Source organism: Serratia sp. CMO1, assembly GCF_015689115.1.
Classification (GTDB): domain Bacteria; phylum Pseudomonadota; class Gammaproteobacteria; order Enterobacterales; family Enterobacteriaceae; genus Serratia; species Serratia marcescens.
Map to the genome: position 1 here is coordinate 1,746,107 of NZ_CP065032.1, position 23,627 is coordinate 1,769,733.

General features: G+C 54.7%; 25 protein-coding genes and 1 tRNA gene. 14 read left to right on the plus strand and 12 right to left on the minus strand.

Features of this window, described 5'->3' with window-relative positions:
• Window positions 1–149: 149 nt before the first annotated feature.
• Window positions 150–656, minus strand: a complete 507-nt coding sequence (sulA, locus tag IT763_RS08205; protein ID WP_015377359.1) for an SOS-induced cell division inhibitor SulA — start codon at window positions 654–656, stop codon at window positions 150–152.
• Window positions 657–885: 229 nt separating this feature from the next.
• On the opposite strand from sulA, the gene IT763_RS08210 reads away from it, so the two are divergent.
• Window positions 886–1,542, plus strand: coding sequence for a TfoX/Sxy family DNA transformation protein (locus IT763_RS08210; RefSeq protein ID WP_028128001.1), 657 nt, complete (start codon window positions 886–888; stop codon window positions 1,540–1,542).
• A 4-nt stretch (window positions 1,543–1,546) separates the two neighbouring features.
• On the opposite strand, the gene yccS is transcribed toward IT763_RS08210, so the two are convergent.
• Both yccS and IT763_RS08220 read right to left on the minus strand, forming a co-directional pair.
• Entirely contained in the window at window positions 1,547–3,682 is a 2,136-nt protein-coding gene (gene yccS, locus IT763_RS08215) for a YccS family putative transporter (RefSeq protein ID WP_033640795.1), read from the minus strand.
• A 26-nt stretch (window positions 3,683–3,708) separates the two neighbouring features.
• Window positions 3,709–4,161, minus strand: a complete 453-nt coding sequence (locus IT763_RS08220) for a YccF domain-containing protein (protein ID WP_004928120.1) — start codon at window positions 4,159–4,161, stop codon at window positions 3,709–3,711.
• Between the two features lie 166 nt (window positions 4,162–4,327).
• Between IT763_RS08220 and helD the strand changes: the two genes are divergently transcribed.
• A complete protein-coding gene (gene helD / locus IT763_RS08225; RefSeq protein ID WP_115115948.1) occupies window positions 4,328–6,382 on the plus strand; it encodes a DNA helicase IV in 2,055 nt (684 codons plus the stop codon).
• Window positions 6,383–6,414: 32 nt separating this feature from the next.
• On the opposite strand, the gene IT763_RS08230 is transcribed toward helD, so the two are convergent.
• Together IT763_RS08230 and IT763_RS08235 are read right to left on the minus strand one after the other, a co-directional pair.
• On the minus strand, window positions 6,415–6,873 hold the full coding sequence (locus tag IT763_RS08230; RefSeq protein WP_016928284.1) for a methylglyoxal synthase: 459 nt from the start codon (window positions 6,871–6,873) through the stop codon (window positions 6,415–6,417).
• A 123-nt stretch (window positions 6,874–6,996) separates the two neighbouring features.
• Entirely contained in the window at window positions 6,997–7,662 is a 666-nt protein-coding gene (locus tag IT763_RS08235; protein ID WP_143778801.1) for a DUF2057 family protein, read from the minus strand.
• Between the two features lie 255 nt (window positions 7,663–7,917).
• On the opposite strand from IT763_RS08235, the gene IT763_RS08240 reads away from it, so the two are divergent.
• A complete protein-coding gene (locus IT763_RS08240) occupies window positions 7,918–8,331 on the plus strand; it encodes a CoA-binding protein (protein WP_151254376.1) in 414 nt (137 codons plus the stop codon).
• Between the two features lie 59 nt (window positions 8,332–8,390).
• Here IT763_RS08240 and hspQ read toward each other — a convergent pair whose 3' ends face one another.
• Window positions 8,391–8,708, minus strand: a complete 318-nt coding sequence (gene hspQ, locus IT763_RS08245; RefSeq protein WP_004928104.1) for a heat shock protein HspQ — start codon at window positions 8,706–8,708, stop codon at window positions 8,391–8,393.
• Window positions 8,709–8,768: 60 nt separating this feature from the next.
• Window positions 8,769–9,953 (minus strand): 23S rRNA (cytosine(1962)-C(5))-methyltransferase RlmI, encoded by a 1,185-nt coding sequence (rlmI, locus tag IT763_RS08250; protein ID WP_206195330.1) that lies wholly within the window; start codon window positions 9,951–9,953, stop codon window positions 8,769–8,771.
• Between the two features lie 379 nt (window positions 9,954–10,332).
• Between rlmI and IT763_RS08255 the strand changes: the two genes are divergently transcribed.
• The 3 genes from IT763_RS08255 (at window position 10,333) to yccX (ending at window position 12,488) form a co-directional block, all read left to right on the plus strand.
• The gene (locus tag IT763_RS08255; RefSeq protein WP_151254377.1) at window positions 10,333–10,710 is read left to right on the plus strand and encodes a hypothetical protein; all 378 of its coding nucleotides are present in this window, start codon (window positions 10,333–10,335) and stop codon (window positions 10,708–10,710) included.
• 379 nt (window positions 10,711–11,089) lie between these two features.
• Window positions 11,090–12,052, plus strand: a complete 963-nt coding sequence (locus IT763_RS08260) for an acyltransferase family protein (protein WP_016928279.1) — start codon at window positions 11,090–11,092, stop codon at window positions 12,050–12,052.
• Between the two features lie 157 nt (window positions 12,053–12,209).
• Window positions 12,210–12,488: an acylphosphatase gene (gene yccX, locus IT763_RS08265; RefSeq protein ID WP_049300496.1), complete on the plus strand. Its 279-nt coding sequence runs from the start codon at window positions 12,210–12,212 to the stop codon at window positions 12,486–12,488.
• A 34-nt stretch (window positions 12,489–12,522) separates the two neighbouring features.
• Here the strand turns inward: yccX and tusE are convergent, their stop codons facing one another.
• Together tusE and yccA are read right to left on the minus strand one after the other, a co-directional pair.
• Complete coding sequence (gene tusE, locus IT763_RS08270; RefSeq protein ID WP_004928095.1) at window positions 12,523–12,852, minus strand: sulfurtransferase TusE; 330 nt, start codon at window positions 12,850–12,852, stop codon at window positions 12,523–12,525.
• Window positions 12,853–12,963: 111 nt separating this feature from the next.
• Complete coding sequence (gene yccA, locus IT763_RS08275; RefSeq protein ID WP_004928091.1) at window positions 12,964–13,623, minus strand: FtsH protease modulator YccA; 660 nt, start codon at window positions 13,621–13,623, stop codon at window positions 12,964–12,966.
• 228 nt (window positions 13,624–13,851) lie between these two features.
• On the opposite strand from yccA, the gene IT763_RS08280 reads away from it, so the two are divergent.
• Both IT763_RS08280 and IT763_RS08285 read left to right on the plus strand, forming a co-directional pair.
• Window positions 13,852–13,939: transfer RNA gene (locus IT763_RS08280), tRNA-Ser, on the plus strand.
• A gap of 228 nt (window positions 13,940–14,167) precedes the next feature.
• The gene (locus IT763_RS08285; protein ID WP_016928277.1) at window positions 14,168–14,383 is read left to right on the plus strand and encodes a hypothetical protein; all 216 of its coding nucleotides are present in this window, start codon (window positions 14,168–14,170) and stop codon (window positions 14,381–14,383) included.
• 96 nt (window positions 14,384–14,479) lie between these two features.
• On the opposite strand, the gene IT763_RS08290 is transcribed toward IT763_RS08285, so the two are convergent.
• Entirely contained in the window at window positions 14,480–14,962 is a 483-nt protein-coding gene (locus IT763_RS08290) for a hypothetical protein (RefSeq protein WP_033640789.1), read from the minus strand.
• On the minus strand, window positions 14,963–15,760 hold the full coding sequence (locus IT763_RS08295; RefSeq protein ID WP_206195331.1) for a winged helix-turn-helix domain-containing protein: 798 nt from the start codon (window positions 15,758–15,760) through the stop codon (window positions 14,963–14,965).
• A gap of 403 nt (window positions 15,761–16,163) precedes the next feature.
• Between IT763_RS08295 and IT763_RS08300 the strand changes: the two genes are divergently transcribed.
• The 5 genes from IT763_RS08300 to IT763_RS08320 all read left to right on the plus strand — a co-directional run bounded on the left by IT763_RS08300 (window position 16,164) and on the right by IT763_RS08320 (window position 21,883).
• Window positions 16,164–16,775: a LuxR family transcriptional regulator gene (locus tag IT763_RS08300; RefSeq protein ID WP_164053773.1), complete on the plus strand. Its 612-nt coding sequence runs from the start codon at window positions 16,164–16,166 to the stop codon at window positions 16,773–16,775.
• A 182-nt stretch (window positions 16,776–16,957) separates the two neighbouring features.
• Window positions 16,958–17,542, plus strand: a complete 585-nt coding sequence (locus IT763_RS08305; RefSeq protein ID WP_080286924.1) for a fimbrial protein — start codon at window positions 16,958–16,960, stop codon at window positions 17,540–17,542.
• Window positions 17,543–17,590: 48 nt separating this feature from the next.
• On the plus strand, window positions 17,591–18,286 hold the full coding sequence (locus IT763_RS08310; protein ID WP_206195333.1) for a molecular chaperone: 696 nt from the start codon (window positions 17,591–17,593) through the stop codon (window positions 18,284–18,286).
• A 15-nt stretch (window positions 18,287–18,301) separates the two neighbouring features.
• Window positions 18,302–20,794 (plus strand): fimbria/pilus outer membrane usher protein, encoded by a 2,493-nt coding sequence (locus IT763_RS08315; RefSeq protein WP_117286944.1) that lies wholly within the window; start codon window positions 18,302–18,304, stop codon window positions 20,792–20,794.
• 18 nt (window positions 20,795–20,812) lie between these two features.
• On the plus strand, window positions 20,813–21,883 hold the full coding sequence (locus IT763_RS08320; RefSeq protein ID WP_206195334.1) for a fimbrial protein: 1,071 nt from the start codon (window positions 20,813–20,815) through the stop codon (window positions 21,881–21,883).
• A 35-nt stretch (window positions 21,884–21,918) separates the two neighbouring features.
• On the opposite strand, the gene soxR is transcribed toward IT763_RS08320, so the two are convergent.
• Entirely contained in the window at window positions 21,919–22,392 is a 474-nt protein-coding gene (soxR, locus tag IT763_RS08325) for a redox-sensitive transcriptional activator SoxR (RefSeq protein WP_016928275.1), read from the minus strand.
• Window positions 22,393–22,537: 145 nt separating this feature from the next.
• Between soxR and IT763_RS08330 the strand changes: the two genes are divergently transcribed.
• On the plus strand, window positions 22,538–23,623 hold the full coding sequence (locus IT763_RS08330; protein WP_049300491.1) for an efflux RND transporter periplasmic adaptor subunit: 1,086 nt from the start codon (window positions 22,538–22,540) through the stop codon (window positions 23,621–23,623).
• The last annotated feature ends 4 nt before the right edge of the window (window positions 23,624–23,627 follow it).

Genomic DNA, 23,627 nt, shown 5'->3' on the forward strand with positions numbered 1-23,627 from the left:
TACATATTTGCTAACATTCTTAGCCTAAAAAAACGGCGATTCATCGCGCGTTTTTGCCTGCCAAACCGCAGCCGGACTAGCTTTTTGCCTTCCCCCGCAAAGGTTCCGCTTAGGGGGTGCGAAAATGATGGGAAAAATCCTAAATTTACTTAATGATACAAAGAAGAGTGAATTTTTAGGGTGGAACAGTGTCCGTGAGTCGGGCTAATGTCACGTTGAGGGCGCATGATAAACCCATAGGCATTACCCAATTCTGCCGCACGTCTTAATTTTAGACGATCCTCCTCCGTTAGCTCGGGCAACCAGCCGAGAACCACGCTGTAATTTCCCGTTTGCAGCGCTTTTTCCATCGCCTCAACCGTATTCACCGGGCTGATCTGGCTCAATTGCACCATTTTATCTACAGGCAGGCCGGATTGCTGCAGCCATTGCTTGCTTAATTTTTGTTGCGGCGTCAGCCACAGAAGCCAGCGAGACTGCTTGCCCAATTGCAGCAGCAGGGGCAACAGTAATTGAGCCACTGCGGGCTGGCGCTCGTTGTAAACAAGTTCACTGATCAAGCCATTCTCTTTGCCGATATCCGTGTTCTTCGCAACATTGCGCGTTGTATAAGAGCCATGGCCGAAATGAGGTTGGTAGAGTGATTGAGTACGCATAAAGTTCCCGCCCGTCGTGTTACTGTATGTTTATACAGTATCCCTGATTTAGGATAAGATCAACCCAAATTTTCGTAGCGGCTCGCATAATTGCGATCATTTTTTGTACCGACGATTTTTGTGATTGGCAGGCGGGCGGATAGTGCGTATTTTCCTAATTAGTTGTTCACGTTACTTTTTTCATTGATGAGAGAAATAATACGGCCAGAACCTAAAAAGGAGGAACGCTATGAAAAGGATGTCGACGAGAAGAATCGCGCAGGCTAAAAATTGCTTTGCGGCGCTGGGCGCCATCACCACACGATCACAGTTTGGCGGCTATGGGCTGCTGGCTGAAGGGGTAATGTTTGCGGTGGTAGCAGAAGGTGAATTGTACTTGCGGGCTACGGCGAGCATGGAACCGGCCTTTCGCGCCCGGGGCATGGTCAATATGGTCTATTCCAAGCGCGGTGTGCCCATCACCTTGCGCTATTACTGGGTTGACGAGTCGCTGTGGCGGGAACGCAATGAGCTGGTAGGGCTGGCCTGGCAGGCTATCAGGGAAGCGCGCCGAGAACAGCGGCTCAAGGCCGGCGATCACGGCAGATTGAAGGCGTTGCCAAATATAGATGTCAACATGGAGCGCTTGCTATGGCGAGCGGGTATTCGCAATGCCTATGACCTGCGGCTGCATGGCGCTAAACGTAGCTATCTTCGCCTGCTGCAACAGCAGACCAATCTGGGTCTGCGCGTGCTGCTGTCGCTGGGCGGCGCGATAGCCGGTTATCATCAGGCGGCGTTGCCGACCGAATTGCGCAACGAACTGGTGCGCTGGTTCGATCATACGATGGCTATGCGTCGTCATGGCCATGAGCCAGTAGTTCAGGGCCCATCAAGCGGGCCCTGAATAATTAGGTTGCCTTATTGATTTGGGTATGGAGTGCGGTGAGTTCCGGCAGCAGCTCGAGCATTAGCCCCACCTGCTGCAAGACCAACTGTTCTTTGCTTTCAGGTTCTGGAACGGCTTTGCGAATACGCTCCGCCAGCTGTTCCAGCGCTTGCGCAATGCGCTGGCTGTTCCGTTCTTCCTGATGCAAGGCGCCGTCCACGTAACACACGGCATCATTGAGCAGATCGAGTGTGGCAGGGGTATTCAACCGCTCGCGGTGCGCCCCCAACGCCGAGATATAACTCAGGAGAGTATGGTTCAGGCAGAGCAGACGGAAGGCGGCTTCCTGCAACGCCTTGTCGGCCTTGGGATCGGCGGACATGTTGGAGATGACCGAAGCCAGTTCGGCATCGCTGTTGTGGGCATCTCGCCGCGCGATGCGGTAAGCGAGCCCGTTATCCTTACCCTGATGATATTGCACCAGAATGGCGTCCAGATAGCGACAGTTGGCATTCAGCGTTTTATCCACCACCGCCGGCAGTTGGCGGAACTTCCAGTCCGGCCAGATAAAGCTGACCGCCGCCCAGGCGATGGCGCAACCCAATAAGGTATCGTAAACGCGCGGGGCTGCTACTTCGAAACCTTCACCCAACAGGTTAAAGCACAGCAACACAAGCAGCGTGATGAACATCGTTGCATGGGCATACTGTACGGTGCGAAAAGCGAAGAACAAGACACCGGTGATGACGATCAACACCAGTTGTCCTTCCACTGAAGGCACGAAATAGAGGATTGGCAGGCCGATCAGGATACCGGCCAGGGTGCCGATGATGCGCAGCGCCAGGCGCCGGCGGGTCGCGTTGTAGTTCGGTTGGCAGACAAACAGGCTGGTCAACAGGATCCAGTAACCGTGCTGCATGCCGGTGAGCTGGATGAAGGCGTAACCCACGCACAGCACTGCCGACATGCGGATCGCATGGCGGAACAGGGCCGACTGCGGTGTCAAATGGCGGCTGATGCGCAGTCGGATGTCGCTCCAGCCGGTTAAGCGATCGTCGGCCAGGCTGTTCTCTTCCGCCTGCCCGCTGGCCAGCGTCTGCTCTGACTCGATATTGGCCAGCTGCGCATCGATCGCATGCAGGTTTTTCAGCAGGTGCGCCAGCGCTTTGGTTTGCTCTGAATTGCCCTGGGTTTCGGCTATGCGCGCCAAGGCCTCCTGAATGCGGCTGAAGGCTGGCTCAAAACGCGGGTTGTGCTGGTATTTTTGCCGCAGCAGGATCGATTGTGCCAACTGGCGGCAGGCGCGCGCCTGCATGCTCAGCAAACGCTGGAAGCGGAATAAAATATCGCTGTGACGGAATTGCCGGCTGAGCGCGTGGTACTGAACGTGGGAAGAGCTGGCGCGCTCGTGGATATCCTGCGCGACAAAATAGTAGTGCAAGGTGCGGCGGGTGCCGCGCTGGCCGCGGTCGCCTTTCAGGCGCGTCAGCAGCGAGGCTTTGGTCTGGTTCAGCAACGCGACCAACGCGCTGTTGGCCATCGCGACATCCATCCATGGCAGGTCGGCGGCGCGTTCGGCGTCGGGATCGAACAGATTGGCCTTGGCATCCAGATAGTTGGCCAGTTGATCGTAACAGCGCGCCAGGTTCTCTTGCAGCGGCCGGATAGGGAACAGCAGGTGGCCCGCCAGCGTCAGCAAGTTGTACCACAGCGCGCCGATCACCAGCAGCAGCGGTTGCTGATACCAGGCATCGTACATCGAGGTGCCGAGCATGGTGTAAACCGCGATCAGCAGTGCGCCGAAGGCGATGGTGGCGTAACGCTGCCCCAAGGCGCCCAGCAAGATAAAACCGCAGGTCGACGTGGTTAAGCCGAGGGCGAACAACCAGGGATAAGGGAACAGCAGCTCGATCGACGCGGAGGCAACAAAGAAGCACACCAGCGTGATCAGCAGGTTGCGTAACCTGCCGGCCAGGCGGTCGTCCAAATCGGTCAGTGCCGCTGCCACCACGCCCAGCGTCAGCGGGATAGTCAGCTTGGGAATGCCCAGCCACCAGGGAACGGCGGTGGTGCCGATCAGCGCAATAAGAATGCGCAGGTGATACAGCAGATTGCTGTTGTAGGTATAACGACGTACTGCGGGTGCAAAAGAGCGCACGAAAAACTCCTCAAACGGAGAAAAAATTAACGCTGATGATAGTGGCGGCGAGCATTCTCAATACGCGCTTGCTGAGCCATTTCGACCGAGACGACGCGGCGCCCCACCGGCCACAGCGCGATGGCGGCTATTTTGAAATTGGCGATACCGACCGGAATGCCGATGATTGAAACGCATTGCACGATACCGGCGGCGATGTGCGACAGGCACAGCCACCAGCCGAACAGCACCAGCCAAATAATGTTGAGCAGCGAGCCGCCGGCGGAGAGCAGCGCATTGCTTTTTTCCGGATACAGTTCATCGACGTGTATCGCTTCGTTGCCGAACGGCACCAGCGACAGCTTGGTGATTTCCCAACAGGAGCGGGTAAGCGGCAGTGTGATGACCAGCAGCACGCTGAACACCGTAGCAATAAGCCAGCCTAGCGTGGTGAAGAAACCGCCCAACACAAAATTAAGAATATTCAGTACAGTACGCATAGACGTCATTCTGCTCTAATGATAGCCAAACCGCGATGCGGGCGTATTCACGATAAAAACGCAAAATCTATTCTACCCTTTTTTTAGCGCTAGAGTGCCACTGCTTATCGCAGGTAAACTGGCAGATATCCGTTATTTACTCTCAACATAGTCATGGCGCGACGATATGGAACTTAAAGCGACATCGCTGGGGAAACACCTGGCTCAGCACCCTTATAACCGCGTGCGGTTGCTGCACGCCGGCGTTGAGGTGAGCGGGGAAAAACATGAATACCTGATCCCCTTCAATCAACTGATTCAGGTCAGGTGCAAGCGCGGCATCGTCTGGGGCGAGCTGGAATTTGAATTGCCGGACGAAAAAGTGGTGCGGCTGCACGGCACCGAATGGCAGGAAACGCAGCGTTTTTATCACTATCTGCAGCAGGCGTGGCAGCAGTGGAGCGCCGAAATGAGTGAGGTCAGCGCCGGCGTGTTGCAACAGCAGGTGGCACAGATTCAGCGCATAGAACAGCAAGATAAATGGTTCAAAAAGTCTGAGCTGGGCAAGCTGCAACAGCAAATCCGTGAGGCTTTCTCCGCGCTGCCGATGCCGGTAGCGCGCCTGGATGAATTCGATAACTGCCGGGCCGATTACCATCTGTGTCTGCAATGGCTGCAGCAGGGGCAACGCAGCGTTGAACAACGCAACCGGCAGTGGACCGATCGCATGCTGGAGCAACATCACGACTTCTTCCAGACCGTCGAAAGCTCACCGCTCAACGACGCCCAGAGCCGCGCGGTGGTCAACGGCGAGGATTCCGTGCTGGTGTTGGCCGGCGCCGGCAGCGGCAAAACGTCGGTACTGGTGGCGCGCGCCGGCTGGCTGCTGCGCCGTCAGGAGGCGGAACCGGGGCAAATCTTGCTGTTGGCGTTCGGCCGTCAGGCTGCCGGCGAGATGAACGACCGCATCAAAGAACGTTTGGGCGATGTCGGCATTCAGGCCAAGACCTTCCATGCCTTGGCGCTGCAAATCATTCAACAAGGCAGCCGCAAAGCGCCGGCCATCAGCCGGTTGGAAACCGATGCCAAAGCGCGCAAAGAGCTGCTGATTACCCATTGGCGCCAACAGTGCGCAGAGAAGAAAGCGCAGGCCAAGGGGTGGCGTCAATGGTTGACCGAAGAGCTGGAGTGGGAAGTGCCGGAAGGCGACTTCTGGCAGGATAAGCGCCTGGCGGATCGCCTGGCAAGCCGGTTGGAACGCTGGTTGGGGCTGATGCGCATGCACGGCGGCAGCCAGGCGGAAATGATTGAGCAGGCGGATGAAGAAATCCGCGATCTGTTTTCAAAACGCATCCGGCTGATGGCGCCGCTGCTGAAAGCCTGGAAAAGCGCCTTGAAAGAGGAAGGGGCGGTGGACTTCTCCGGCCTGATCCATCAGGCAGTCAACATTCTCGACAAGGGGCGCTTCGTCAGCCCGTGGAAACATATTCTGGTCGACGAGTTTCAGGATATCTCACCGCAGCGTGCACTGTTGCTGGCGGCATTGCGCCGACAGAACAAGCAGACCTGCCTGTTTGCGGTGGGGGATGACTGGCAGGCGATTTATCGCTTCAGCGGCGCAGAATTGACGTTAACCACGGCCTTCGCCACGAACTTTGGCGAAGGCGCGCAGTGCGCGCTGGATACCACCTATCGCTTCAATGAACGTATCGGCGAGGTGGCCAACCGGTTCGTGCAGCAAAACCCGCACCAGCTGAAAAAACCGCTCAACAGCCTGAGCAAGGGCAATAAAAAGTCGGTGGCGATCCTGCCGCACGAACAACTGGAGCCCTTGCTGGATAAACTGAGCGGCTATGCCAAGCCGGATGAGCGCATCCTGGTGCTGGCGCGTTACCACCATCTGAAACCGGAAGCGCTGGCGAAAGCGGCCACCCGTTGGCCTAAACTGAATCTGGAGTTTATGACCATCCATGCCAGCAAGGGGCAGCAGGCGGAATACGTCATCATTGCCGGTTTGCATGAGGGGCGTGACGGCTTCCCCGCCGTGGCGCGCGAGTCGGTGTTGGAAGAGGTGCTATTGCCGCGGCCGGAGGATTTCCCGGATGCCGAAGAACGCCGTCTGCTGTATGTCGCGTTAACTCGAGCTAAACATCAGGTATGGCTGTTGCAGGATCGTGAACGCCCTTCGGTATTCGTTGAACACCTGCAGGATCTTGGCGTACCGGTGCAGAAAAAACCGTAAGCTCGGGCCTGGCGGCAGCCAGGCCGTGAGGACTATTTCAGGCGGTCTTGCAGGTAGCGTTGATAGTCGGGAATAGCGATCTCCACCTCGTTTTTGAACAGCGGAGAGTCGATCAGAAAGTCTGCGGTCGAGCGGTTGGTGGCCACCGGAATATTCCATACGGTCGCCAGCCGTAGCAGCGCCTTCACGTCCGGATCGTGCGGCACCGCGTTCAGCGGATCCCAGAAGAAGATCAGCATGTCTATTTTGCCTTCCGCAATCAGTGCGCCAACCTGCTGATCGCCGCCCATCGGGCCACTCAGCATGCTGGTGACGGGAATGCCGCTGGCGCGCTGGATCAGATTACCGGTCGTGCCGGTGGCGTAAAGCTGATGCTGCGCAAGAATGGTCTTGTGGCTTTCTACCCACTCCAACAGGGCCTGTTTGCGGTGATCGTGCGCCACCAGCGCAATATGTTTGCGCGCGGCGATAGTGCGGGTAGTCAATTCCATCTCGGTGTCCTTCGCTAATCAGGGGATGTGCGACAGATTACTGAAACTGTTTTTCACTGCCTAGCGTTTGCGCCTGAAAATGCGAAGAAAAGGCGCCTTTGCGGGGAAAGACGCCGGGAGGGATCAGCGAATCGGTTGTTTATTGGCCCAGCGCAGAAAGCGCTTCTGTGTTTCCTTGTCGGCCTGTTGGAACCAGTATTGCAACATCTGTTCCGACACGTTCTCACCTTTCAACGTCACCGTCGGGGCATTCAGCGGCGCGCCGGCCAACGCGAGGGTTGAGGGATTGCCTGCGTTCGCCTGCACAAAGGCCGGAACGGAGGCCGGGCGGTTCTGGCGGTTGTAATCGGTCATCACCTTTTCCAAATCGGTATTGAAGGTGACGCTGTCGGGATGCAGCGCATCATGCCGGAATGGCAAGGCGTTGCCGTCTTTATCGACCACCAGATAATTTAACGTTCTGTCAAAGCGTTGCGCATCACGATCGTTCTCGATGCGCGGCAGTTCGATCGCCACTTGGCTGATCTTTTGCGTATTGAAGGTGGCAACCAGCGGCAGGGACGTATAGGCCTGTGTATGCTGGCCGAAGCGAACGGTTTTGGTCACTTTAAACAGCAACTGGTGCTGCCCGCCGTCCAGTTCAAGGCTGTCGGCACCTTTTAACAACGAACCTGTCATTTTCTTGCCGTCGACCACCAGCAGGTCGATGTCCGGGGAGAGTTTCAGGGTCGTAGCCGCGGCAGGCATACTGATGCTGAGCAACGCCGCAACCACCAGACCAAATTTCATCATTATCTCCTTATAAAGTGACGTAGCTCTAAGTGTTGAACACGGCATAGGTTGTGTCAAAATTTTTCAATTGGGCATTTTGTTTACATTTTTACATATTTTATCGCGATTAGACACGACCGTGCGCAGCTGAACCGCGACAGCCTCTGACCATAAGATTGCGGTGAAGTTTCCCTCGCGTTGCGTTTAACCGAGCGAATGCCGATCGGTTACACTCGAAATGGAAAGTGACGCAATGATAAACGGGAGTTGAAGATGCAAGATCAAGAGATTGTTGAGCTGTTGCAGCAAGTGAAAACTATCGCGCTGGTCGGCGCCAGCGATAACCCGTCGCGGCCCAGCTATGGGGTGATGGCGTATCTGTTGGCACAAGGGTATCAGGTGATACCGGTCAGCCCAAAACTGGAGGGGCAGACGCTGCTGGGGCAGCCGGTTTACCCTACGCTGGCCGCTATCCCACAGCCGGTGGATATGGTTGACGTGTTTCGCAATTCAGAGGCGGCTTACGGCGTGGCGCAAGAGGCGATAGCGATCGGCGCCAGGGCGCTGTGGCTGCAGATAGGGGTGATTAACGATCAGGCGGCGGCGCTGGCGCAACAGGCTGGGCTGCGCGTGGTGATGGATCGCTGCCCGAAAATAGAAATACCGCGTTTAGGGCTGGAGCGCTAAATAAAAAAGGGCCTGGCGCGATGCCGGGCCCTCTCGGGGTTTCTCAGGTCTTGGCGCGGTCAATTGCGCAAACGTGGCGCCTGTAACTGGTGACGGATGGATTCCGCCAGTTCATCCAGCGATGGTTGCTCGGGGTGCGCTTCCTGGGGCTCGCCATCCAGCTGCGCTTCCGCCAGATAGGTGTGCACCGGTTGGCCTTCCTCGTCTTCCATCACCACGTGGTACCAAGGGGCGGAACGCAGTTCGTCGTTCGCCGCTATCTCGTCAGCTTTGGGTTGTTCTAAAGAGTATTCCGGGTCGATATCGATCACGACGCCCAAATACCCCAGCAGTTTATGCCTAACCTGTTGTCCGATACCGAATTTGCTGGCAATCATGATGACCTCCTGAGAAACAATGCCTTGCTCATATATGGGGGCAAGGCAGCGCATTTCAAGTTACATCACCCGACAAGCGAAGCCTTTCAGATACAGCCCCTCAGGATACGTGGCGATCACCGGGTGATCGGCAGCCTGGCGGAACTGCTCTATAAATTGTACATCACGTCCGGCATCTACAGCGGCATCGGCCAAAATTTTCTGGAACAGGTCGGTCGGCATCAGGCCGGAGCAGGAGAAGCTGAGCAGAATGCCGCCTGGATTCAGCAACTGCAGCGCCAGCATGTTGATGTCTTTGTAGCCGCGGCAGGCGCTGGCCAACTGATTCTTGTTCTCGACGAACTTAGGCGGATCCATGATGATCAGATCGAATTTTTCGCCTTGAGCGCGGTAGTTGCGCAGCAGTTGGAACACGTCATCGCGAACGAACTCCGCCTTGCTCAGGTCCAGCTTGTTGAGCTCGACATTCTGTTTTGCGATGTCCAGCGCCGCCTGTACGGTATCCACGCTGATCACTTGCTCGCAGCCGCCCATCAGAGCGGAAACGGCGAAGGCGCCGGTGTAGGAGAAGCAGTTCAGCACCCGGCGGCCGGCAGAGTAGTTCCGCGCCGCCAGGCGACTGTCGCGCTGGTCGAGGTAGAAACCGGTCTTGTGCCCTTGCTGAATGTCCACCAGCAGCTTCATGCCGTGCTCGGTAATAGGCAGCAGTTCCGGCGGCAGATCGCCCAGCACCGGGCCCTGCGCCAGCGGCAGGCCTTCTTTTTTACGCACCGCAACGTCGGAGCGATCGTAAATCGAACATTCCGGGTAGCAATGCTGCAGGGCGGAAAGCAGGGCCGGGCGCTGGTATTCGGCACCGGCGGACAGCAGCTGCAGCACCAGGTAATTCTGGAAGCGATCGATAGTGATGCCCGGCAGGCCGTCGGACTCGCCGGCGATCAGGCGGTATCCGTCCAGACCGTCACGCTGCGCGACCCAATCACGCCAGCTTTGCGCTTGCTGCAGGCGGCGAATGAAGAAATCGATGTTAATCTCTTCATCCTGTTGGAAAGTCCAGACGCGTGCGCGGATCTGCGACTCGGGCGAATAGGCGCCGCGCGCCAGCCACTTGCCCTGGCTGTCGAGGATATCGATGGTTTCACCGGAGAGGGCTTTACCCTCAACGCGTTGAACGGCGCCGGAGAACACCCAAGGGTGGCGACGGAGTAAGGACTTTTCACGTCCTTTGGCGAGATGTAAGCGCATGGTTAAACTACTTTTTATTCAATGGGTTAATTGGCGGTTTTGAAGAATTGCCAAAATAAGTTCGTCATCATAGCTGAATCTTACGGTGTTCACTACCGCGTTGGCTCGCATTGTATCGCGTTATCTCTGCTGACGTCACACCGTAGAGTGAGAAAGTGCAGCCTTCAAACTGAAGAAATGACAGCTTAAATAGGTGTATTATAGCGAGGTAGAGATGAACGCACGTCGAACAGCGTGTGAAGGCGCCTCGTTACCTGTAGGCGCCGATATTCGTCTGAGGCATTATGCTTTATAGGAAATAAGGCTGAATAGTAATGTTTTATTTTAATTAAGAGTGTTGCTGATTGTTTTTAAGATATGAATTGAAGGGAGTGCACCAGTGAGGATGTTTTTGTTTTTAATTTTTTTTATGACGACTAACACAGTATTAGCTAACGAGTGGGTTTTTCATGGTGATGAAAACACTATAAGTGATGGAGTATTAAAGATTTCGGTTCAGGCCGGGCATTATAAAATTTTATTTCCACCCACTGCGAACCCAAACTCAGGTGCTGTGTTGATTAACGGCGAGCGATTTTACGGCAACCGTTATTTTGGATTCGACGGCGAGCAAGCGGACAGAATGATTGATAGGTTATTAAAGGTAAAAAATGCTCAGGTTGAATATGATGATCGTTTTAAAACGAAAGTCGTTCGCAAGTTGGTTGATTTTTCTGATATTACATCATCCCTCGATAACTTGAAAAAAAATCATTGACGCCTCTCACATAATCGTCAATGGAGCAGATGGCTTTACTCGAAATAGGAATAGCGCTGCCGCTTGGTTGTCCGACGGTAAGTGTAACAACGACGGCATGTCGACGGTGCGCTTTCTTGTGAGCAAGCAGAGCCTATCATTCAATGGGGGTTGGGGATTGGTTTTTTTAATTAATTGATTGTTATCGTTTTATTGTCGTAGTAATTGACTTCAGACTGTCGTTTGCCTCACGGAGGAAAGCCTATCCTCCGCGCGACGGTTTGTAAGTTCTTTGTAAGTTTTTTGTGATTTTTAGGTTTTTTCGCATTGACAAAAATCTTAACTTAATCTGTTATTGAGCACCTGATATTTATTATTTAGATGTTAGGATTTTTCTTAAATGGCTAAAGAAAGAAGCTTATCGTTTGATTTTTTGAAAGGGTTGCTTATCTTGCTCGTCATTGTGGGACATGTATTGCCTGGCAGTGCTGATGTTGGTTTGCGTGGGGCAATATATTATTTCCATATGCCGCTTTTTCTAGGGGTGACGGGCTACTTTGTTCGGCGCTATTTTCTTGATGGCGGCGTGATTAGTGTGCTGAAAAAGTATCAGTGGCGAATGATAATTCCTTATGTGTTGGCATTCGTTGTTTACAGTGTTTATTCTCTTTACTTCTCAGAAGAAGTAGGCTTAAAGCAACTCATCGGTCTATTTCTCTACCCCTACTATCATCTTTGGTATATCCCAGCAGTGATCATATTTGTGCTATATACTATGGTCATTTACAAGAGTAATTTCTTACTCGGTTTCTTTCTGTTCACTTCCGCCATATTGTCTATTGTCTGGTACTGTTACGCTGACACGCTGGAAAACCAATATGCCTGGCTGAAATTCATTGGTGATAAGCGTTTCTATTATTACTACTCCTTCTTTTTATTAGGCTTCCTGGTGGGGGATAAGAATTTTTACGGTAATCCGCTGGCATTGTTCGCTATCGCGTTGGCCGTAGGTATATTAGGGTATTATGAACCGAGCGGGGCACTGCTGGATGCCGCCTCATGGTTTGCATTTAATGCTGCGCTGTTGTTGTTGATGCTGAGTTTGTGTAAGCGCCTGAAGCTAAGAATTGAGGGCTTAGTGGTCAAAATGGGGCAGGTATCTCTGCCTATTTATCTTTGGCATGTGTTACCCATTTTGCTTGTCGGAGCAATGGTCGATAAGGATTCGTCAGGTTTTTATCTCAGCGTAACGGCCATTATTTTCGCCCTGGTCATCATATTTATCCGCTTGCGTGGCAAAAGCAGATTTATCGACTCTTTCTTTTACGGGGAAAGGGCCAACTGGCTACCCGCCGAAAAATAGAACGTCTGTCCCGGCCGAGGGGACTCGGCCGTCTACTTTTTACGTAAGCCTCCATTAGACAAATTGTTGTCCTATGGCTCCCTGTCTCTTTATCTTTTGATTGAGTTTCTATACTCAATACATCCTTATTCTTTAGACAAGACAACAGGGGGCGATTATGTCACAAGTTTGCATTGCTGCGTATGTGTATGGCGTGGTGCAGGGGGTAGGGTTCCGCTATTCCACTCAGCGGCAGGCCGAGGCGTTGGGGGTGACCGGCTATGCGCGCAATCTCGATGACGGCAGCGTTCAGGTGGTGGCCTGCGGCACACAGGCGCAGGTGGATAAGCTGGTGGAGTGGTTGAAACAGGGCGGCCCGCGCAGCGCGCGCGTCGAACGCGTGCTGGTGGAGCCGCAGGGGGTGGCCGATTACGCCGGGTTTGGCATTCGCTACTGAATGCTCGCCTGCAGCGGCGCTGCGTGCTGAGCGGTCAGATGCATTTCACCGGTTTCGGCAAGCCGGCGATTTTGGTGGCTTGTTTGGCCGGCCCTTTCGGAAACAGGCGATACAGATAGCGGCTGTTGCCTTTTTCTTCGCCGTATTTCTGCGCCATGGCTTTGACCAGCATGCGAATAGCCGGCGAAGTATTGAATTCCTGATAGAAGTCGCGCACGAAGCGCACCACTTCCCAGTGTGCTTCGGTGAGCACGATCTCTTCCTGCGCGGCCAGCAGCGGCGCCAGGCCCTCATGCCAGTCGGCGCTGTTTTTCAGATAGCCCTGCGCGTCAGTGTCGATAACCTGACCTTCAAACTCCAACATACTGCCTCGATAACGGATAATTCGGAACGGCCGCCAGTTTAGCAAATTTTTTCGGCCGCAAAAAACAAAGCCCCGCCGTAGCGGGGCCTGGAAGGCATGCGTAACGCGCGATCAGTTGCTGCGGGCGAAGCCCAGAATGCTCAACAGGCTGATGAACATGTTGTAGAGCGACACGTACAGGCTAACGGTGGCGCGAATGTAGTTGGTCTCGCCGCCGTGAATGATGTTGCTGGTTTCCCACAGGATCGCGCCGGCGGAGAACAGGATGAACAGCGCGCTGATAGCCAGGTGCAGAGCAGGGATCTGCAGGAACAGGTTGGCGATCACCGCCACCAGCAGCACCACAAAACCGGCCATCATCATGCCGGACAGGAACGACATGTCTTTACGGGTGGTCAGCACATACGCCGAGCAGCAGAAGAACACCGCGGCGGTGCCGCCCAGCGCCAGCATGATCAGATCGCCCGCACCGGCGTTCAGGAACGAACTGAGGATCGGGCCGAGGGCGTATCCCATGAAACCGGTCAGCGCGAAAGCCGCCAGAATGCCCGCCGGGCTGTTGGCCAGTTTATGGGTCAGGAACATCAGGCCGTAGAAACCGACCAGCATCAGCAGCAAGCCTGGCGCAGGCAGACCCAACATCGTACTGGCGGTCGCGGTCAGGGCTGAGAAAGCCAGGGTCAGGGATAACAGGAAATAGGTGTTGCGCAGGACTTTATGCGTGCTGAGCAGCGAGTCGCGCGAAGAAGATGAGACGACAATGCGATCCATAATGATGCTCTCTCTTATCAGGCCATCACAAAATAATCCCGATGATAGGCAGCGCAAGCGCTTGATTAAAGTTTGTTTACCAATCTTTACCCTTAGTTATCATTATGGCAACAACGGGGAAGGTGTTCGTTTGATCGCCGCTTGCTTTGCCTGCGGCGATTTTTCGCGCGGTTGAACGCGTTTGGGCTTTACAAGCGAATAAGGTCTGTTTATAGTGCGCGTCGTTGCGGAGGGGTGGCCGAGTGGCTGAAGGCAACGGTCTTGAAAACCGTCGACGGGAAACCGTTCCAGAGTTCGAATCTCTGCTCCTCCGCCATACATTCTGACCCCGTGCTCTCTGAGCACGGGGTTTTTTGCTTTTGCGTGCGGATAAACCGGGGCGCTTCTGCAGGAAACGCGATCGGCTATTGATAAGGGCCATGCGTCGGTGAGATTATGCACCCATCAAGGTCGGCCGCTCGGATGCCTGCTGTTGCCAGGCGTTACCGGTGCGACAAGCAACGCCGCCTTATCAATTTCGCTTAATGCTCTTATGGAGACAGAGATGAACTGGTATCAAGTCGCCTTATGGACGATGATCTTTTTGAAGTCCGGCGCTTTTCTGGTGTTCGTATGGTGGTGGATGTTCAAACGCGCGACCAAACCTTATGTCCGCCCGCAAGACGTCGTGGTGGATGATACGCCGTACGATGAGAACCTCACCATGGAAGAGGTGATGAAAAACCATGGCATCGTCCGCACGGATATGTCGGTAAAATAATCCTCCCGCCTCCCCAACCGCTATCTGGGGCGTGTTTGCCAAGAGCACGCCCCCTTGTGTTTCTTCGCTGTCGCTTTATGGCATTCTGCTTTCACGTTAACGGCATAACGTGACCGGGAAAAGCACGCCATGAACGATGTACGCATCCTGTCGAACTTTACGCATCGAAAAAACGCCGTTCTTAATGCCGAGAGAGATCATGGGGATTTCTTTGGTCAACTCATCCGGCGCGTTATCGTCGGGGGCTTTGCTGATTTCTCGGTGGGTGGTCATGTAAAATCCGTGATCCAACCTCTTTATATCAAAGTTTATTTTCCTATCCAGGCTGTAGGTTTTTCCTCCCACGCTAATGTCCCCACGTTGAACGATCATGGCGCGATGCTCGTCATAGATGAATAAACTGCCCGTCACTTTTAGTTCCAGGTCATCGCCTGAAGCTAATCGTTTTTTTGTGATCGTATCGGCTTGGCAATTCATATGTACAGGTGCGGCGGGTGTTAAAACGCGAAGCAGGACAATGAAGAGAATCACTGCCAAAAATCCGATAATCAGTGTTTTTGGGTTGCGCAATGCGGCCATTTATTTTCCATTGAGAATTTTGTAGGTAACACACTGGGTGTATCGATCTTGCGAGCCGAGATAACACACTCCGAGGAAGGTGTTATAAATCAACGTATGTTTTTCGGAGGAAAAATAGATATCCGCCTTATTGGCTAGACAATCCACACCGCTGCCTTCTAATGCCTGGTTGACCATGCGTTTTTCCAGTTCGTCATCAATATGTTTATCTGCATCCAGAGAATATAGGGTGCAATTTTCTTTTTTTCCTAACGCAACTAAATTCTCCCGAGGTTGATCAGCCGGTTCGATAGGATAAAGCGTCGCTGCGATCAATAGAGGAATAAATACGCAGCAGACAGTGGCAACAGCGCTAACCTTTACCTTTTTCTGCGGCGGCACGTTGTGTGGTTCGGCAACAGGAGCCAGAGGCGAAAGCGGCTCTGAAGCATAAGAAGGCGGCGTTTCGCTGACGGTTACCTGCGGTGGCGGATAAATTTCAATCATAGCGGTGAAACAAAAACCGATTTTTGCCAGGGTCTTTATTGGGGAGGTTTCTCTGCCCAGAAGTTTGAATGCTTTCCTTATTTCACTAACGGCCACATTTAGACTGATCGATGAGCCTGAAAAACCATACTCTTCCCATACCTTTTTTATCAACATCTCGCGTTTCAATGGGATATTGGGATGAGTCAGCATTTCAATTAGCAGGCGCGAAGCCGGGTTGGATATCCGTATCGATGACTCATCATTATCAATGAGTTGGAGACGACACGCGTTTGCGTCATAGATGACGCAGAGGTCGATAATATATTTCATGTGTTCAGGTTTTTATAATGATATAGGCTTCCAGTTCACGGCTAGTATTTAGTGAAACTTCGGGTAGGTCAAGGTTCTGGGCGGGAAACATAAATAATTAAGGGCGTTTTTTTATTTTGTCGGCGAACGGAAAACGCAGTTCGTTGCCGTTTTTTATGTCATTTTTGGTGTTAAATTCTAAAAAAGTTAGTTTTCATAGATTATAATAATTAAAGTTTAGGTTAATAAAAATAATGTTCCTGCCGTTAATGATTTGATGCAGAATTATCTTAGTGTTTACGGCGCTTGTTTATGTGCCAATCGCTTATTGTTTGCTCCCGAACGGCAATGTGAGTTTTCCAAGAAAAAGACAGGTATTTAGTGCAAGGTATCGACGTTGTCTTTGACCATGGATGGAGGAAGTATGCTCAGTATCGGTATCGTATCTGAAAACATTTTCTTCAGAGAGGCGATAAAAAGAATATTGATGCCAAGGATTTTTCATAAAGATCACGTTATTGCCTACTATGACGATCTGCCTTTGGCTATGGGGCGAAATTGCCACGATATTCTGATCGTCGATGATGCGGTAAAAAGCATGTTGCGTTTCAGTATGGCTGTGGCGTTATTGGCTGCTATTCATGGTGTAAAGATTTTTCTGACGACGGAAGAGAAGCGCCGTCTGTTATTTCGCTCTGTCTCGCATGATATCGTCGTGCTCGATAAAAAAGGCAGTGTCCCCGGCATCAGTAAAGAGTTGTCTTTTCTGATGGATAATATCTCGCAGCATCCTGCATTGAATGGAAGCGTTGAGAGAGGAGTGGGCCGCCATACGAAAAGTTGTCTGACGGAAAGTGAAGTGGAAACACTCCATTTGCTTTCCTTCGGCTATACGGTGACTCAGGTTTCCAAGATTCTTGATAAAAGCGTAAAAACGGTCAGTACGCAGAAATGCAGTGCATTACGCAAAATGGGATTGAAGAATCGGGTGCACAACTTACTGGAAATATCATCCGGTTTCTCGGAGGCTTCCTAGATATTCGTTATTTTCATCGTTTCTATTGTCGGGTGATTAATAACGTCATTGCTTGATTTTATAAAAACAGGAATGTGTTCATCCTTTTGCCTCTGTATTACGGGGAGGGATTGTTTTATCCCGCCGGCAGCGGCTGATTTTTATTTATTCTCTTAAACCAAACTGTTATGGAGTTTTATCTCATGATGAAGAAGATGTTTTCTGTTGCAATCATGGCGGCTGCGGTCGCTGCCCCTACGGCTTTTGCTGAAGACAATTCCGCCGGTGGCATCATTAACTTTACCGGCGCCATTACCGACACCACCTGTACGATTAACGGCGGAAAAAGCGCGGATTTCACCGTTGCGCTGAGCCCGATCTCGGTGACCGACGCGGGTAACACCGTTGGACCAATCACCAAGAACAAGAAGTCCTTCTCGCTGACCTTCTCCGGCTGTTCTCCGGCGGCCGGCACTGCAGGCACCCCGCTGAAAATCTACTTCTCCTCCGCGGATAACATCTCCACCGACGGCAAATATTTGCTGAACAATTCGGTCAACGAGAACGACGCTTCCGTCGCGAAGAACGTGGGCTTCTCTCTGGCTGAAACCGGTTCTTCCACCCCGATCCAGCTGAACGTGCCTTATGTCACCGACATCATGGGCGATAAAGCGGCACCGGATTCAGAAACCCTGACGCTGGACGCGTACTACTACAAAACCAACGCCGAAGCGGCAAAAGTGGGCGCTCTGAGCTCCAACGTGACTTACACCATTTCTTACCTGTAATCGCGCTGAAAGCCAGGCCCTTGATGGGCCTGGCCACCCGGGGGAACGATGAAAAAATATATGATGATAGCGGCGCTGTTGCTCGGTTCCGTTGGCGCGCAGGCCAATGTGGTGGTTAACGGTACGCGGGTGATCTACCCGGCAAACAACAAGGATGTGATTGTCCAGCTGCTAAATAACGGTGCCGATCCCTCACTGGTTCAGGCCTGGATCGACGACGGCGACATCAATTCCACCCCGGAAACCGCCAACGTACCGTTTTTGCTATCGCCACCGGTGGTGAAAGTGAACGGCAACAGCGGGCAGCAGCTGCGCATTCAGAAAATCGGCGCCGCGTTGGCGGCGGATCGCGAATCGGTGTTCTATCTCAACGTGCTGGATATCCCGCCGACGCCGGAAAACCTGCAGGGTACCAATACGCTGCAGTTGGCGATCAAATCGCGCATCAAGCTGTTCTACCGCCCGCAGGCCTTAACCCGCGGCGTAGAAAACTCGTTGGAAACACTGACGCTGCAAGCCAATGGCAAGGGATTCAACGTCATCAACAACAGCCCGTATTTCATCACGGTAGCGAATATCGGCCAGGGTGAGGACAAGCATCTGCTGGTTGATTCGCTGATGGTTGCGCCGTTTTCCACCCAGTTTGCTGCCAGCAAACGATCGGTCAGTAAGAACGCGCGTTATGACCTGATGTATATCGACGATCTGGGGGCTTACAAGTCTAAAGCCATCACCGCACACTAACCTGAAAGAACAACAATGAAGCTGAATAAAAAAGTCCTCTCGCTGCTGACCGCCTCTTCATTCTTGTTGCCGGATACGGCCTGGGCGGTGACGTTCGATACTTCGCTGTTGGCCGGCGAATCGCGCGATTCCGATCTTTCGCGTTTTTACCTCAACAATGACATGCCTGCCGGCCGGCAGGAGATCGATGTGTATGTCAATCATGACTGGAAAGGGCGCTACGCGCTGCTGTTTGGCACGCAACGCGACGATATTCAAATTGGCTACCAGGATGCGCAGCGGTTGGGCATCGATCTGAGTCAATTGCCGACACCTCAGGCGCCCCAGACGACGCTGTCGATCGCCTCGCTGGTACAGGGCGGGCGGTTCGATATGGACGTCGGCGCGCTGAGCCTGCGGTTGACGGTACCGCAGGCGCGGATCAACCGATCGGAAGCAGGATACGTGGATCCGGCTTTCTGGAATCGTGGCATCTCCGCGTTGACGCTGGCCTACAACGCGACCTACTACCACGCCGAGGCGCGCGGCGAAGGCAATCGCAGCAACAATGACGATTTTTATACCGGGCTGGAATCCGGGATCAATCTGGCCGGCTGGCAATTTCGCGACAGCAGCAGCTTTCGCCACGGCAGCGGGCGGGGGAGCCATTGGCAAAACAACACGCGTTATCTGCAGCGCGGCTTCGCCGACATCAAATCCAACCTGACCGCCGGTGATTTTTATTCGCCGGGGGAGCTGTTCGACTCGGTACGCATTCGCGGGGTGGCGCTGGCGTCGGATATCAGCATGCGGCCCAACTCGCAGCAGGGTTTTTCACCGATCGTGCGTGGCGTGGCGCAATCCAACGCCCTGGTGAAAGTGGTGCAGAACGGCAACGTGATCTACCAGGAAAACGTGCCGCCGGGCGCCTTTACCCTCGACAGCATTCAGCCGACCGGTTCGGCGGGCGATCTGTGGGTGACGGTCAAAGAGGCTGACGGGCGCGAGCAGTCGTTCAGCGTGCCGTTTTCAGCCGTACCCAACATGTTGAAACAGGGTGTCAGCCAATACAGCGTACTGGCCGGCAAGGTAAACGAAAACAATACCGATTACGACCCCGGCTTTGTACAGGGCACCCTGCAGTACGGTTTCAACAATCTGGTAACGGGTTATGCCGGCAGCATTTTGAGCGACGATTATCAGGCCTGGCTGCTCGGCAGCGGCTGGAACCTGCCGATAGGGGCAGTGTCCATTGACCTGACGCATGCCGATACTCGCCTGAAAAACCGCCGTGAAAGCGGGCAGAGCTTCCGTATCGCCTACAGTAAATTTCTCGATGTCACCGCGACCAACTTCACGCTGGCTGCCTATCGCTACTCCACCCGCGGTTACTACAGCTTTACCGACGCCATTTACTCCAATGACGGCTATCGCCAGCTGGAGCGTCAGGTTGATCGCTGGCGCGACGAGGAGGGCGTGTCCGAACTGGATATGAACACCTGGGATGCGCTGCGTTCGGCTCGGCCGAAAAATACCTTTACGCTCAACCTGAACCAGCGTCTTAACGAAGGGTGGGGCACGCTGTTCTTCTCCGGCTCCCAGCGTGATTACTGGACGGCCAATGCGAAAAGCCGCGAATACCAACTGGGGTACTCCAACAATCTGGGGCGCGTCAGCTACTCCGTTTCCGCCAGCCGGGTGCGCAACAGCCAGCGTGAGGAAGAGACGCGCTATTACCTGTCGTTCAGCTTACCGCTGTCGGTGTTCGATAATAACGCCTACCTCAGCACCGGTCTGTCTGCGACGGACTCTCACTATCAGCAAAGCACGGTCAGCCTGAGCGGCAATGCGCTGGAATCCAACCGCCTGAGCTACTCGCTGAGCGGCAGCAATCGCAGCGGCGGCGACAATATGGCCAGCGTCAATGCGGCCTATCGCGCGCGCGCCTCGACGCTGGGCGTCTCCTACAGCGAAGGCGATGATTATCGTCAGAGCGGCCTCAGCGCGCGTGGCAGCCTGGTGGCGATCCCCTGGCATCTGCTGGCGTCGAACGAGATCGGCAACACCATGACGGTGGTCGAGGCGCCGCAGGCCGAAGGGCTGATGGTCAACGGCGACGAAAGCATCGTGACCAATGCGCAGGGGTTGGCGCTGGTGCCTTACGCCACGCCGTACCGGCAAAACTCGGTCACGTTATCGGATACCGGCCACAGCAGCGGGGCGGAAATCAGCGGCAACGTCGCCAACCATGTACCTTACTACGGCGCGGTCAGCTACCTGAAATTCGAGACCGACCAACGCCGGCCATTCCAGCTGCGGGCGCTGCGCGCCGATGGTGCACCGCTGCCGTTCGGCGCCGAAGTGATGGATGAAAACGCTCGGTCGGTAGGTTTTGTCGGCCAGGCCAGCGTGTTGTACCTGCGCGCTGAACAGCCGCCAACGGCGTTGACGGTGCAATTGCGCGACGGCAGTTGCCGCATCGCCAAACCGACTCTGGCGCTGGATGCGTCGCCCGGCGTTTGCCGCTAATACAGGATAACCGAATCTATGATCAGGCTGATTTTTTTGCTGCTGCTGTCCGGGCTGTTCAGCGGCTATAGCCATGCTTCCTGCTATGGCAAAGGAGCGGAGTTTGCGCCCCCGATTTTTGTTGATCTCTCCGATAAGCTGAGCGCCAATATGCCGGTCTGGGAGGCACAATATAATACCCAGTACACCGGCACATTTAACTGCAGCAAGTCCAAAAGCAACTTTTCCTACACCATCAAGCTTTCGCCGAAAGATTCGCAGGCCGCGATTTTCGGTTTTAACAACGGTCAACAGTGGATCCGGGCGGAAATCACCAACAAGATAAGCGACAGAACGTTGAGGGGGCGCGGGGAACACTCCGCGTCAGAGTTAAACTCGCCGATGACCATTCGTTATTCGCTGGTGCAAAAACCCAAGGATGGGCGGGTGGTGCCTGGCGATACCTTGATGCTCGATGACGTTTTACTGGTGAGCGATGTGACCGGCATCGGCATTCTGGAATTGCCGTTCTGGCTGTTGGAGCAAGTGGGGAAATTGCTCACCTGGTTGCTTACCGGCAACTGGCCTTATGACGATCGCGACATGTACGGCCAGCCGATGAACATCAAATACGCGCCGAAAACCACCACCTGTCGTTTCGACAACGCCGGCCTGACGGTCAGGTTGCCCAAAATAGGCATGGCGCAGGTGCTGAATAACAATCAACCCGGCTACACGCCGTTCTCGCTGAACATCAGCTGCCAGAACATGCAGCAGGAAGGCATCGCCGATCGCGCCGTTGAGATGTTCCTGTCCAGCAATAACCTGCTGGCCTCCGACGCCAGCGTGTTGACCAATGCCAATGCGGGCGGCGCGCAAGGAGTGGGGCTGCGCCTGGTCAAGCGCGACATGCCGAGCTCGCCGGTGGTATTGTCGCCTTCCAACGTCGATCGCGGCAGCGCCACTTCACTGTTTCATGTCGCCGCCGGCGGCAGCCTGAACAGTCACTTCATCATCGGCATGGGCGCTTATTATTACCCTTATCAGCGCGATGGCGTAACGCAGGGGGAAATCAACACCTCGGCCACGTTGAACATCATCTATCCCTGAGAGGCCCGGGAGAACCGGTGCGCAACCTGTTTCGCTCACCGGTGTTCCGTCGGGTGTTCGAAAATATGCGCGCCGGCGCCCTGTTGGCCCAAAATATCGTTTGGGTTGCGCAGCGGGCAGTCGGCGAGCGACAGGCAGCCGCAGCCGATGCAGCTGTCGAGATGGTCGCGCAGCACCGTTAGCCGTTGAATACGTTCATCCAGCGTTTTGCGCCAGGCGGAGGACAAAAGCCCCCATTGTTCTGAGGTCAGTTTGCTGCCGCTGGGAAAGCGGCCCAGCGTGGCGCGGATCTCCTCCAGTGGAATGCCCGCGCTTTGCGCGATCTTGATCACCGCGATGTAGCGCAACACCACCGGCGTGTAGCGGCGCTGGTTACCGGCGTTGCGCGTTGCCTGAATCAGCCCCTTGCTTTCGTAAAAGTGCAACGCGGATACCGCCACGCCGCTGCGCTTCGCCACTTCTCCAACGGTCAATAGCCGATAGGTGTTAATCGGTTCATTTCTTGCCATTCCACGTTCCTCAGCTTGACCTCAAGTTAACCTGAGGTTTTATAGTGCAGCCAGCCGGGCTTGGCAACCGGCATCTCTCGTCACCTGCCTGCGCTGCGTCGGGGGAAGGATGGCTTTGGCTGTAAAATCAGGAAGAAACCGTTACATGATGAAACGATACCTCATTATTGCCGCGCTGCTGGCGGCGCTCGCCGTCGCTGCGGTCGCGATGCGATCCACCGCGCGGCAAAGCGAAGGCGCGCCGGCCTATCCGCCGGTGAAAGTGGCGCTGGCGCCCGCACTGCGTGAACAGGCGGCGCGCAGTTACGCCGGCGTGGGCGAGCTGGAGGCGGCCAGCCAGGTGGAAGTGGCGGCAGAGACCAGCGGCCGCATCACGCGCATCCTGTTCGAATCCGGCCAAACGGTGCGGCAGGGGCAACTGCTGGTGCAGCTCAACGATGCGGTCGAGCAGGCTGAGCTGGTGCGCCTGCAGGCGCAATTGCGCAATGCCGATCTGCTGTTGGCGCGCATGCGCAAGCTGATGAACCTCAACGCCACCGCGCGACAACAGCTGGACGATGCGCTGGCCGAACGGGATATGGCGTTCGGGGCGGTGCAGGAAACGCAGGCCAAAATCGCACAAAAGGCGATCCGCGCGCCGTTCTCAGGCACCATCGGCATTCGTCGCGTGCATGAAGGGCAATACCTCAACGCCGCCGAGGCGGTGGCGAACCTGGTGGACGCCGATACGCTGCGCGTCAACTTCTCGCTGGACGAACAAAGCAGCGCCGGGCTGGCGTTGGGGCAGGCGGTGTCGGTGCAGGTCGGGGCCTATCCCGAGCGCGCTTTCCCCGCCGCCATTACCGCTATCGACCCGATGATCGGCAAATCCCGCACCGTGCAGGTGCAGGCGACGTTGGCCAACCGTCAAGGATTGCTGAAAGCCGGTATGTACGCGGGCATTCGCGTCACGCAGCAGCAGCGCGTGGCGGTGCTGACGGTGCCGGAAACGGCGCTGACCTATACGGCGTACGGCGATACCGTGTTTCTGGCCCAGCAGGGTGAAAAGGGCATGACGGTCAAGCGCGTCTCAGTCACCGTGGGTGAGCGCAACGACGGGCGCGTCGAGATCGTCAGCGGTCTGCAGGAAGGCGACCGGGTGGTGACTTCGGGCCAGCTCAAGCTGAGCGACGGCACGGCGGCCGAGCCGGTGGCGCAGGATACTCTGAACGCCGCCCAGGCCGGTTCCTGAGGAG

Coding starts and splice junctions, on each gene's coding strand:
- sulA (WP_015377359.1), bottom strand. CDS start 656: ATGCGTACTCAATCACTCTACCAACCTCATTTCGGCCATGGCTCTTAT.
- IT763_RS08210 (WP_028128001.1), top strand. CDS start 886: ATGAAAAGGATGTCGACGAGAAGAATCGCGCAGGCTAAAAATTGCTTT.
- IT763_RS08220 (WP_004928120.1), bottom strand. CDS start 4,161: ATGCGTACTGTACTGAATATTCTTAATTTTGTGTTGGGCGGTTTCTTC.
- helD (WP_115115948.1), top strand. CDS start 4,328: ATGGAACTTAAAGCGACATCGCTGGGGAAACACCTGGCTCAGCACCCT.
- IT763_RS08230 (WP_016928284.1), bottom strand. CDS start 6,873: ATGGAATTGACTACCCGCACTATCGCCGCGCGCAAACATATTGCGCTG.
- IT763_RS08235 (WP_143778801.1), bottom strand. CDS start 7,662: ATGAAATTTGGTCTGGTGGTTGCGGCGTTGCTCAGCATCAGTATGCCT.
- IT763_RS08240 (WP_151254376.1), top strand. CDS start 7,918: ATGCAAGATCAAGAGATTGTTGAGCTGTTGCAGCAAGTGAAAACTATC.
- hspQ (WP_004928104.1), bottom strand. CDS start 8,708: ATGATTGCCAGCAAATTCGGTATCGGACAACAGGTTAGGCATAAACTG.
- rlmI (WP_206195330.1), bottom strand. CDS start 9,953: ATGCGCTTACATCTCGCCAAAGGACGTGAAAAGTCCTTACTCCGTCGC.
- IT763_RS08260 (WP_016928279.1), top strand. CDS start 11,090: ATGGCTAAAGAAAGAAGCTTATCGTTTGATTTTTTGAAAGGGTTGCTT.
- yccX (WP_049300496.1), top strand. CDS start 12,210: ATGTCACAAGTTTGCATTGCTGCGTATGTGTATGGCGTGGTGCAGGGG.
- tusE (WP_004928095.1), bottom strand. CDS start 12,852: ATGTTGGAGTTTGAAGGTCAGGTTATCGACACTGACGCGCAGGGCTAT.
- yccA (WP_004928091.1), bottom strand. CDS start 13,623: ATGGATCGCATTGTCGTCTCATCTTCTTCGCGCGACTCGCTGCTCAGC.
- IT763_RS08285 (WP_016928277.1), top strand. CDS start 14,168: ATGAACTGGTATCAAGTCGCCTTATGGACGATGATCTTTTTGAAGTCC.
- IT763_RS08290 (WP_033640789.1), bottom strand. CDS start 14,962: ATGGCCGCATTGCGCAACCCAAAAACACTGATTATCGGATTTTTGGCA.
- IT763_RS08295 (WP_206195331.1), bottom strand. CDS start 15,760: ATGAAATATATTATCGACCTCTGCGTCATCTATGACGCAAACGCGTGT.
- IT763_RS08300 (WP_164053773.1), top strand. CDS start 16,164: ATGCTCAGTATCGGTATCGTATCTGAAAACATTTTCTTCAGAGAGGCG.
- IT763_RS08305 (WP_080286924.1), top strand. CDS start 16,958: ATGATGAAGAAGATGTTTTCTGTTGCAATCATGGCGGCTGCGGTCGCT.
- IT763_RS08310 (WP_206195333.1), top strand. CDS start 17,591: ATGAAAAAATATATGATGATAGCGGCGCTGTTGCTCGGTTCCGTTGGC.
- IT763_RS08315 (WP_117286944.1), top strand. CDS start 18,302: ATGAAGCTGAATAAAAAAGTCCTCTCGCTGCTGACCGCCTCTTCATTC.
- IT763_RS08320 (WP_206195334.1), top strand. CDS start 20,813: ATGATCAGGCTGATTTTTTTGCTGCTGCTGTCCGGGCTGTTCAGCGGC.
- soxR (WP_016928275.1), bottom strand. CDS start 22,392: ATGGCAAGAAATGAACCGATTAACACCTATCGGCTATTGACCGTTGGA.
- IT763_RS08330 (WP_049300491.1), top strand. CDS start 22,538: ATGATGAAACGATACCTCATTATTGCCGCGCTGCTGGCGGCGCTCGCC.